This window comes from Stenotrophomonas sp. HMWF023 (assembly GCF_003060985.1).
Taxonomy (GTDB): Bacteria; Pseudomonadota; Gammaproteobacteria; order Xanthomonadales; family Xanthomonadaceae; genus Stenotrophomonas; species Stenotrophomonas lactitubi.
In genome coordinates, this window is record NZ_QAIJ01000050.1 from 1 (window position 1) to 1,412 (window position 1,412).

The following is a 1,412-nucleotide window of genomic DNA, read 5'->3' on the forward strand; positions in this document are numbered from 1 at the left end:
CCACCCGCTTGCCGCGTTCGATCGCGGTGCGCTGGTGCGTGCCGGTGGCCGATGACTTCCATGCCCGTTTCTGCGCGCGGGCACGACGCTATCGCTACCGCCTGCTCAACCGCGAAGTGCGCCCGGCGCTGGGCCGGCAGACCCTCAGCTGGGAGCGCCGCCCGCTCGATGCCGAGCGCATGCACCTGGCCGGGCAGGCCCTGCTGGGCGAGAACGACTTCAGCGCCTTCCGCTCGGTCCAGTGCCAGGCCCTGCATGCGCGGCGTGAGCTGCAGTCGCTGCAGGTCAGCCGCCACGATGAAGTCATCGAGGTGGCGGTGCGCGGCAATGCATTCCTTCATCACATGGTCCGCAATATTGTCGGCTCGTTGATTCTGGTTGGCAGTGGGGAGAAACCGGTGGAGTGGATCGCCGAACTGCTGGCCGGGCGCGACCGAACCGTAGCCGGTCCCACCGCTCCTCCGCAGGGACTGGTGTTCCTGGGGCCGCTGTACCCCGACAACTGGCATCTGCCCGCCGAGGTAACGCTATGAGCCGCTCCTACTACCGTACCCGCATCAAGTTCTGTGGCATGACCCGCGCCGGCGACGTGCGCCTGGCCGGTGAGCTGGGCGTGGATGCGGTGGGCTTCATTTTCGCCCGCGAGAGCAGCCGCCGGGTCGCACCGGCCGAAGCGCGCGCGATGCGCCAGGCGATCGCACCGATGGTCGACGTGGTGGCGCTGTTCCGCAACAACAGCAAGGAAGAAGTGCGCGAGGTGCTGCGCACCGTGCGGCCGACCCTGCTGCAGTTCCATGGCGAGGAAGACGAGAGCTTCTGCCGCAGCTTCAACATGCCGTACCTGAAGGCGATCGCCATGGGCGGGCGTGAGGAGATCAATGCGCGCACCCTGCAGCTGCGCTACCCCAGCGCCGCCGGGTTCCTGTTCGACAGCCATGCCCCGGGCGGCGGCGGCGGTACCGGCGTGGCCTTCGACTGGTCGCGCGTGCCGACCGGATTGCATCGTCCGTTCCTGCTGGCTGGTGGCCTGACCCCCGAAAACGTGTACGACGCCGTGCTGGCGACCCTGCCGTGGGGCGTGGATGTGTCCAGTGGCATTGAACTGGAGCCGGGCATCAAGGACGGCTACAAGATGCGCACGTTCGTGGAAGAAGTCCGCCGCTCCGATTGCGCTGCACTGGATTGAATCGCGACCGCTTTTGACGTGTTCGGCCTTCACATTTGAGCCTGCACACCTTCTTCACATAGGATGATCCCAAGCGTGCTGGCCATGAGGGCCGGCACGAGGATCGACGGAGCCGCTGTTGGCGTGCTCCGAACGGGCGCTTGGCGCCCCAGCCCAGGAAGGCAAACGATGCAGGAATTTCTAACCGTCGTGCTCGGTTATCCGACCCTCCCGTACAGCGTCGCGC

Annotated in this window: 2 protein-coding genes; both read left to right on the forward strand. The window is 66.6% G+C overall.

The window, feature by feature from the left end; all coding sequences use genetic code 11:
- A partial coding sequence (locus DBR20_RS02090; RefSeq protein ID WP_108265022.1) for a tRNA pseudouridine synthase A occupies window positions 1–533 on the forward strand: 533 nt, incomplete at its 5' end.
- On the forward strand, window positions 530–1,186 hold the full coding sequence (locus tag DBR20_RS02095; protein WP_089236318.1) for a phosphoribosylanthranilate isomerase: 657 nt from the start codon (window positions 530–532) through the stop codon (window positions 1,184–1,186). The genes DBR20_RS02090 and DBR20_RS02095, both read left to right, overlap by 4 nt.
- The last annotated feature ends 226 nt before the right edge of the window (window positions 1,187–1,412 follow it).